The following is a 1,259-nucleotide window of genomic DNA, read 5'->3' as shown; positions in this document are numbered from 1 at the left end:
GTAGAAGCGGCGCATCGCCTGGCCGGTGATGGGCCGCTGCGACGGCGCGTCGGCCGGCAGGTCCCCGCGCGCGTCGAGCCACGGCTGGTCCTCGTGAGTCAGCTCGACCAGCCGCGCCGGCCCCATCCGGCCGTAGAACTCCACGACGGCGTCGACGACAGCCTGGTCGTGCTCGTCAAGCGCCTCGGGGTCACCAGCCACCCGGTGCACGGTGTACTGCAGCCGGTGCTCACGGAACAGCCGCGGCGCGACCGGACCGTTCGGCCAGGCCTCGATGCGGTCGTCGAACAGCGCCCGACCGTCCCACGCCAGAGACCACGCCTGCGCGAAGTACACGAGCTTCTGCAGGTCGTGGGCGGTCCGCGGGCCGAGGGCGAGGATGTAGGCCGCGACGTCGACGGCCTTGCTGTCCGACATCGTTGCCTCCCTTCCCCATCGCTCTACCTGAACGGTTCAGTCCCCAGGTTATCCACCCAGCGCTTGACGTCACCACCGGTTGCCGTGGTATCGGCGACACGTGAGGCAGATGTAGCGGGAATGACAGGTGTTGTGCGCACCAGGTCATCGGCTACGACACGCCGATGGGGTGGTGTCCACTTCCGTGTACACGACCCCGGCTGGCACGGTGCCCGGCCATGACGAACTACGAGCACGCGTTGATCACCCGCAGCACCTCGGGCACCGGGCTGACGGGCACCGGGGTCTCGTCCTACAGAGGAACCCCGCAGGACGGGGGCGTAGCGCACGTGCTGGAGTACCTGGTGCAGCTGCAGCCCGAGGGCTGGGCGCTCGCCGCCGTCGAGCCGGCAGGCACCGAGGGCACCCGGTACTGGCTACGCCGCGAGGTCGAGACCGACGGCGAGGGTGGCTCGCCCTGCCCCTGACCGACTACTCGTCGGCGCGGTACCCGGGCGCCCGGGCGACCGGGACGGCGGCGTTCTTGGCCGCGAGCACCGCGGAGGCGGGCACCACCCACGTGCCGCCGACACGGCGACGACTACTGGACGTCGAGGGTCCAGCCTCCGGTCGCCGTCACCTCAACGATCACGTTCGTCCCGCGCGGCCAGGGGACGGTCCCGCTGTACGGGTCGGTCGTGTTGACCAGCCCCCCGCTACCGCTGCTGCCGTAGCCCGCGACTCCGAAGTAACGACCGTCAGCGTTGCCCGTGATGGTCGCTGTCTGCCCTGACGTCTGCGAGATCAGCACGGCGTCCCCGACGCCTTCAGCGTGACCGGCGAAGGTGGGGGCGAACTCGAGG

The 1,259-nt window shown here is 70.5% G+C and carries 3 protein-coding genes; 1 reads left to right on the top strand and 2 read right to left on the bottom strand.

Annotation, left to right across the window (positions count from 1 at the left end; all coding sequences use genetic code 11):
- The coding region (locus BLP29_RS20505) for a Panacea domain-containing protein (RefSeq protein WP_092808101.1) at positions 1-417 on the bottom strand (417 nt) is incomplete at its 3' end.
- A gap of 218 nt (positions 418-635) precedes the next feature.
- Here BLP29_RS20505 and BLP29_RS20500 point away from each other — a divergent pair.
- On the top strand, positions 636-884 hold the full coding sequence (locus BLP29_RS20500; protein ID WP_092808099.1) for a hypothetical protein: 249 nt from the start codon (positions 636-638) through the stop codon (positions 882-884).
- Positions 885-997: 113 nt separating this feature from the next.
- Here BLP29_RS20500 and BLP29_RS21365 read toward each other — a convergent pair.
- The coding region (locus tag BLP29_RS21365; protein WP_207798646.1) for a hypothetical protein at positions 998-1,259 on the bottom strand (262 nt) is incomplete at its 5' end.

The organism is Klenkia marina, from assembly GCF_900101025.1.
GTDB lineage: Bacteria > Actinomycetota > Actinomycetes > Mycobacteriales > Geodermatophilaceae > Klenkia > Klenkia marina.
Note: the sequence above shows the minus strand (reverse complement) of the source record. Positions and strands in the feature narration are given on the sequence as shown.

Excerpts from the sequence above, each read along its gene's own strand:
- BLP29_RS20500 (WP_092808099.1), top strand. The coding sequence starts at position 636 with ATGACGAACTACGAGCACGCGTTGATCACCCGCAGCACCTCGGGCACC.